At 73.3% G+C, this 6,229-nt stretch carries 4 protein-coding genes; 1 reads left to right on the plus strand and 3 read right to left on the minus strand.

Translation table 11 applies throughout. The features are described from left to right. The first annotated feature begins 205 nt into the window (after positions 1 to 205). Positions 206 to 1,042 (plus strand): LysR family transcriptional regulator, encoded by an 837-nt coding sequence (locus HZS56_RS36880; RefSeq protein ID WP_216725177.1) that lies wholly within the window; start codon positions 206 to 208, stop codon positions 1,040 to 1,042. A 46-nt stretch (positions 1,043 to 1,088) separates the two neighbouring features. Here HZS56_RS36880 and rmdA read toward each other — a convergent pair whose 3' ends face one another. The 3 genes from rmdA to HZS56_RS36895 all read right to left on the minus strand — a co-directional run bounded on the left by rmdA (position 1,089) and on the right by HZS56_RS36895 (position 5,242). Next, positions 1,089 to 3,233, minus strand: a complete 2,145-nt coding sequence (gene rmdA / locus HZS56_RS36885; RefSeq protein WP_216725178.1) for a cyclic Di-GMP phosphodiesterase RmdA — start codon at positions 3,231 to 3,233, stop codon at positions 1,089 to 1,091. After that, entirely contained in the window at positions 3,230 to 4,045 is an 816-nt protein-coding gene (locus HZS56_RS36890; RefSeq protein ID WP_216725179.1) for an SAM-dependent methyltransferase, read from the minus strand. The genes rmdA and HZS56_RS36890 overlap by 4 nt, the downstream gene beginning before the upstream one ends. A gap of 252 nt (positions 4,046 to 4,297) precedes the next feature. After that, positions 4,298 to 5,242, minus strand: coding sequence for an SCO0930 family lipoprotein (locus HZS56_RS36895; RefSeq protein ID WP_216725180.1), 945 nt, complete (start codon positions 5,240 to 5,242; stop codon positions 4,298 to 4,300). Positions 5,243 to 6,229 lie beyond the last annotated feature (987 nt).

Here is a 6,229-nt window from a genome sequence, read left to right on the forward strand (position 1 = left end):
GGAGGGAAGGGGAGGGCGGTGGGGAGCGGAGGGGAGTCAGCGGGGGGAGGGATTCGCGCGGGAGCGGGGAGACGCTCCGTGCGCGCCCCCGGCGCAACGTGCGCGTCCCCGGCGCTCCTTCATCCTGTGCCGGGGCCCCGCGGAACTGAAGGACCGATCCGGTCCCGGTTGTTACCCTGAGGGCAATACCGAAGGGAGGCGGAGTGTGGAGTCACGTTCCCTGCGCTACTTCGTGGCGGTGGCCGAGGAGTTGAACTTCGCGCGGGCCGCCGAGCGGCTGGGCATCTCCCCGCCGCCCCTGTCCCGGGCGATCCGCCGTCTGGAGGCCGAGCTGGGCGTCACCCTGTTCGAGCGGACCACTCACCGTGTGGCCCGGACCGCGGCGGGGGACGTCCTGCTCACCGAGGCCCGTGTCGCGCTGGAGGCCCTGGAGGCCGCCGGCCGGCGGACCCGGCGTGCGGCGCTGGAGCCGAAGCTGGTCCTGGCGGTGAAGGCCGACGGGGACGCGGGGCTGTTGGAGCCGATCCTCGCGCGCTACGCGGACGAACCCGGGGCCGTGCCGGTGGCCGTCCGCCTCTGCGGCTGGCAGCAGCAGCCGGGCCTGATGCGCGCCGGCGAGGCGGACGCGGCCCTGATCCACGAGCCGTTCGACGGCACCGGTCTGGACACCGAGACGCTGGCCGTCGAACCGCGCGTCGCCGTCCTCGCCTCGGACCACCCGCTCGCCGCCCGGGACCGGCTGGAGCTGGCCGACCTCGGGCTGGACGCCGGCTCCGTCCAACGGCACGTCGACGAGGCACGGCGCGGCCACGGCGACCTGGCCCAGGTGCTCACGGCCGTCTCCCTCGGACAGGTCGTCACCCTGCTGCCCGCCTCCGTCGCCGAGCGCTATCCGCGCCCCGGCGTCGCCTACCGGCCGGTGGCGGACGCGCCGCCGGTCGTCCTCGCCCTCGCCTGGCCCGGGCAGTCCCGCTCGCCGGCGGTAGCGGCCCTGGTGCGCGCGGCGACAGAGGTGGCCGAGGCCGCCCGGGGCGGGGCGTAGGGCTGCCACCGGCATCGCCGGGCCCCGTCGTGGGCCCGGCCCCCGGTCAGCCCGTGGCGTCGACCAGGGCCAGTTCGTGCAGTCGGTCCGGCGGGCCGGGGCGGGCGTAGTACCAGCCCTGGGCCGTGTCGCAGCCGAGTATGCGCAGCTGTTCGGCCTGCGCGCCGGTCTCCACGCCCTCCACGGTCACCGCGAGGTCGAGGCTGTGGGCCAGGGCCACGATGCCCTCGACGATCTTCAGATCGACGGGATCCGCCGGGAACTGCTGCATGCTCTGCGTGAAGGACCGGTCGAGCTTGAGGACGCTCACCGGCAGCCGGCGCAGGTTGGCGAGGTTGGAGTAGCCGGTGCCGAAGTCGTCCAGGGCGATGTCCACACCCATCTCGGCCAGCCGGCGCAGTGGCTTCAGCAGGTCGTCGTCCGCGCCGATCAGCGCCGACTCCGTCACCTCCAGGCACAGCGCGTCGGGCGCGACGCCGGTCCGTTCCAGGATGTCGACGGTGTCCTGGACGAGCCCGGGATGCGTGAGCTGGCAGGGCGAGAGGTTGACGTTGATGCGCAGCGGCCCCGCGGCGGTCGTCTCGCCGTACCGCTCCCGCCACAGGCGGGCCTGCCGCACGGACTGTTCGAGGACCCAGCGGCCCAACGGCACGATCAGCCCGGTGTGTTCGGCGAGCGGGATGAACCGGTCGGGGCCGAGCACGCCGTGCTGCGGGTGCAGCCAGCGCACCAGCGCCTCGGCGCCGCGCACACTGCCGTCGCCGAGGTGGACCAGCGGCTGGTACTCGATGAAGAACTCGCCCCGCTCCAGGGCCGCGGGCAGCGCGGTGGTCAGTCCGTGCCGGGTGATGACGCGCGCGTCGGCCTCGGGGTCGGCCAGCTCGAAACGGTTGCCGCCCGCCGACTTGGCCCGGTACATGGTGATGTCGGCGCTGCGCAGCACCTCCGCCGGGCTGCGTTCGCCGACCGGCCCCTCGACGATGCCGATGCTGCCGCGCACGGTCAGTTCACGGCCGTCGACGCTGACCGGGGCGAGCAGCGCGTTCATGATCCGCCCGGCCAGTTCGTCGACCCCGCGCCGGGTGTCCGGACCGGTGGTCAGCGCCACGAACTCGTCGCCGCCGAGGCGGGCCACCATCTCGCCGGGAGCGGTGGTGCAGGCCTGCAGCCGGTCGGCGACCTCGACGAGGAGCCGGTCGCCGGCCGCGTGGCCGAGGCTGTCGTTGACGGCCTTGAAGCCGTCCAGGTCGAGGTAGCACAGGCCGAAGCGCTGGTCCGGGCCCGCGCCGAGGGCCTTCTCCAGGCGCTCGAAGAAGAAGCTGCGGTTGGGCAGACCGGTGAGCGCGTCGTGCGTGGCCTCGTAGCGCAGCCGCAGGTTGAGCAGCCGCCGCTCGGTCGTGTCCTCCATCAGCGCCAGCTGGTACTGCGGGGTGCCGTCGGCGTCCCGGAGCAGGGAGACCGTCAGATTGGTCCACAGGACCGTGCCGTCGGGCCGGTAGAAGGCCTTCTCCACGTGGTAGTGCTCGCGCTCGCCGCGCACCAGCTCCTCGTAGAGCCGCCAGGTCTGCGGCGCGTCCTCGGGGTGCGTCCACTCCGTGGCCTTCCGCCCGCCCAGTATCGGGTCGGCGACCCCGAACATGCGCATGAGCGCCTCGTTGACCTGGAGGACGTTGCCCTCCAGGTCCGCGATGCCGATGCCTATCGCCGCGCCCTCGAACACCGCCCTGAAACGCGCCTCGCTGGCGTGCAGCGCCTCGGCCACCACGCCCTGCGCCTTCAGGGCGGCCTGCGCTATGGCCTCCTGCTCGGCCAGTGTCCTGGCCCGCAGCGCCCCGGCGAACCCGGCCGCCATGGCGTGCTGGAGCCGAGCCGAACGGGCCCGCAGGTCTTCGGGGTCGCCGTCCTCGCCGCAGTAGAGCACCAGGTAGGCGTCGACGCAGTCCAGCGTCTGGGAGAGGGCTTCGGGGTCGGTGCAGTGGACGTCGACCAGCGCGCCGCCGACCGCTCTGGCCTCCTCCGCGTCGAAGCTCCGGGCGCGCAGCACCTCGCTCAGCCGCCGGGCCAGCGGCAGGAGTTGCTCCTCGAACTCGGACCGGGTGGACGACGTGGAGGTCGCCGGGAAGACCGCCCGGCTCCAGATCGTCGCGAACCGGCGCAGCCGGTCCTCCGGCCCGTCCGGCTCCGCCCTCACGCTTTGCGTCCCACGCCGGCGTAACCGGAGTACGCGTACGGGTCCTCGTCCTCCGGCGCCTCGTCGGACCGCCAGCGCGGCATCGGGACCAGTCCGGGCTCCACCATGTCGTACCCCTTGAAGAACCGTGCGATGTCGTCGCGCGAACGCATGATCAGCGGATTGCGGATGTCCTTGTACACGTCCACCGCTCCCCCGGCCCGCTCGGCGGGCAGCGGGATGTGCTCGTACGAGGCGTGCGTGAGGACCAGCAGGCTGCCGGGCGCGAGCGCGTCGCTCAGCTCGGCCACCGCCGCGTACGGGTCGTCCGCGTCTTCCACGAAGTGCAGTATGGCAACCAGCAGCAGGGCAACCGGTCGATTCAGGTCGATCAGCCGCTCCACCTGCGGCGAGGCGAGGATCTCCCGTGGCCCCCGCAGGTCGGCGGCCACAACGCCCGTGCCGTCGTGGCCCGCCAGGACGGCCTCGCTGTGCGCGACCGCCACGGGATCGTGGTCGACGTAGACGACGCGGGCGCCGGGCCGGTGGTGTGCGGCCACCTCGTGGACGTTGCCGAAGGTGGGAATGCCCGAGCCGATGTCGAGGAACTGGTCGATGCCCTCCTCGACGGCGGCGAAGCGCACGGCCCGGCGCATGAACGCCCGGTTCGCCTGCATGATCTTGGGGAGCCCCGGCATGAACTCCATGGCCCTGCGGGCCGCTTCCCGGTCCACCTCGAAGTTGTGCGAACCGCCCAGGTAGAAGTCGTAGATCCGGGACACACTGGGCACCGAGATGTCGATGCTGCGGGGGGCCCAGGCGGGACGCTCCATCCGGCTCTCCAAGACGTAGGCGGTCCGGTGTTCGAGCTGAGGCTACTGATCGTCCGCCAAACGAGCGAGTCCGAACGGAAATTGACCATCCGTTCCCGGTCACTGCCCGGGGCACATGCCGCGGACCGGGGTGGCCCGGAAAGCACCCGTTGCACCACCAAGCAGCACGAACGGGACCGTCCCCTCCGTCTGGGTACGGAGGGGACGGTCCGCTCGGGTCGGGAGCGGCGAGGAAGCGGCCGGCGGGAGTGGCTACTTCTTCGGCGCGCCGACCGGCTTGCCGTCGGGCGCGACGGCGTACCACGTGCCGCCCACGCCCTGTCCGTTGGTGTCGCCGGCCTTCTTGTCGCCGGCGAAGGTGTAGATCGGCCAGCAGTCGACGGTCTGCTGGGCGGCGCCGTCCGGCCGCGTGAAGCTCATCAGGCCCTCCTTCTCCAGACCCTTGGTGTCGTTGGCCTCGACGGGCGCCACCACGGGCCACTTGTCCAGGCAGGCGCCGGTGCAGGCGGACACCGGCTTCGGCCATGCCTCGTCCTTCATGAACCGGTAGACGGTCATGCCGTTCTTGTCGACGACGATCTCGCCGAGCTTCGGGTCCTCGCGGGTGGAGAGCCCGGCGGCCGGTTCGGCCTGCGCCTTCTTGCCGTCGGCGGCCAGGGCGTACCACTTCTTGCCCACGCCCTGTCCCTTGACGTCGCCCGCGGCGGTGTCCTTGGCGTAGCGGTACGCGGGCCAGCCGCCGATGGTCAACTGCTTGGTGCCGTCGGGGCGGGCGACCTCGCCGAGGAGGGCCTTGTCGATGCCCTCTCCGGCGAGCGCGTCGTCCGCGGCCACCGGGGGCCAGGCGGTGGCGCAGTCGTTCTCGCAGGTGGTCTTGGGCGGCTTGGCCGTGTCCGCGTCGAAGCGGTAGAGGGTACGGCCCGCTCCGTCGGTCACCACGTCACCGACCTCGGCGTTCGTGGTGACGGACAGTTTGCCCGCGGGTTCCGGCGCGCTCGCCGACGCCTGCGCGCCGTTCGCGCCGAGTCCGTCGCCCGAGCCGGTGCCGATCTCGCCGACGTCGCCGGGGGCGGCCGTGGCCCCCACGTTCTGGCTGCCGGCCGCGGCGCCGCCGTCCTGACCGCCGCACCCCGTCGTCAGCGCCAGCACCGCCGCAGCGCTCGCCACCAGTGAGGCGCTCCGCCAGGAGGTCTTCATCGTCATTCCCCGATCATCCCGATCATCGCGAAGGTGTTGGGGGCGCCCTGCCGGTCGCCGCACGACACTGGGTACGCACGGGAGTGCCGGTTGTGTTCAACACGACGCGGGATTCTTTGCCGCCCACCGTGAAACGCGGGGCCGGCGCCCCGGGTACCGCCCGGCCCGGCGGCACCCGCACCGGCGCAGCTCGGGGTCCCGGGCCGGGCCACCCGCCCGGGCGGCCCCCGGCCACGGCACCGGCCGCGGTGCGAGCACCCGCCGACTCCGTCCCCCGGCCCGGTCCCGGTCCCGCGGGCACCCGAAGCGGCACCGAGTCGGGTGCGGCACTGCCACGGCCCGGTCTCCCTCGGCGCCCTCACCTCTCCCGGTGACCGAGCACCTCCAGTACCGGAGCGCCTCCAGTACCCCGAGCACCTCCAGTACCCCGAGCACTTCCGGTGGCCGAGCGCCTCCAGTGACCGCAGTGACCGCGGTGACCGGTGCCGGGGCCGTGCGCGCAGTACGCGCCGGACGCCCGTACGCCCCCGGCCGGCCGGTGCCCGGCCCCGCCGCACGCGGGCGGCGCTTCCGGGGCGGACCGCACTCAGCCTCGTACAGGGGTACGGCCCCCGGCCGGGGCGGATTCCCGGAGGTCAAACCGCCGGGCGACCCGTTTCCCCCCTTCGGGGCAATCGACCGTCACTCGGGCGTGGCCGGGTGCGCCAAGCTCCATGATCTGCGTCGTGCATGGACCCGAACCGACCCGATCCGCCGCTGCCGGACGGGTGTTGGCCCTGGTGACGCTGACGTTCACACTCGTCGGCACACCGGTCGGCAGTGCGCAGGCCGACGCCTGCGCGTACGTGTCGACCGGACCGGGCGGTACCGACGCGGTGGCGGTCGCCGGGAACCACTCCTGGCCGACCTTTCCACCCTGCGGGAAGCCCTCTCCGACACCGTCACCGCCACCCACTCCCACCCCGACGCCCACACCCACGCCTCCAC

Origin of the sequence: Streptomyces mayonensis (genome assembly GCF_018982965.1) — a bacterium.
Taxonomy (GTDB): domain Bacteria; phylum Actinomycetota; class Actinomycetes; order Streptomycetales; family Streptomycetaceae; genus Streptomyces; species Streptomyces mayonensis.

What these genes read in the sequence shown, in the direction of transcription:
- HZS56_RS36890 (WP_216725179.1), bottom strand. Translation starts at nt 4,045, where the DNA reads ATGGAGCGTCCCGCCTGGGCCCCCCGCAGCATCGACATCTCGGTGCCC.
- HZS56_RS36895 (WP_216725180.1), bottom strand. Translation starts at nt 5,242, where the DNA reads ATGAAGACCTCCTGGCGGAGCGCCTCACTGGTGGCGAGCGCTGCGGCG.